The organism is Tamlana crocina (genome assembly GCF_012037625.1).
Window position 1 is genome coordinate 1 of sequence record NZ_JAAVJS010000360.1, and the last position, 403, is coordinate 403.

The window sequence follows — 403 nt, forward strand, 5'->3', positions numbered from 1 at the left end:
TCAAATATGTCACCGGAATTTGGCTGTACGGTCACTTATTTCCCCATTGACGACCAGACCCTGGAATACATGAAGAAGACCAACAGGTCTGCGGAGCAAATAGCGCTGGTAAAGGAGTATTGTGAAGATAACCTGCTGTGGCGCACCGGGAATGAACACATAGAATATTCAGAAATAGCTGAACTGGATCTGGGCAGTTTGCGGCCAACGGTTTCGGGTCCAAAAAGGCCACAGGATAAGATCTTTGTGGAAGATCTTGCAACTAAATTCCGGGAGCTGCTAAAAGAGGAATTTGAGCGGCATTATATTCCGCTGGAAGAGCGGCAGGAGCACAGATGGCTGGCCGAGGGTGGTTCCCAAACCCAGTTCACCGACAATGAGGAACACGCCTCTCCCGATATAG

Annotated in this window: 1 protein-coding gene; it reads left to right on the forward strand. The window is 49.4% G+C overall.

Annotated features, from left to right (window positions below):
• Positions 1-403, forward strand: a 403-nt coding sequence (locus HC176_RS17115) for an aconitase family protein (protein ID WP_245234947.1), incomplete at both ends; no start/stop codon positions are given.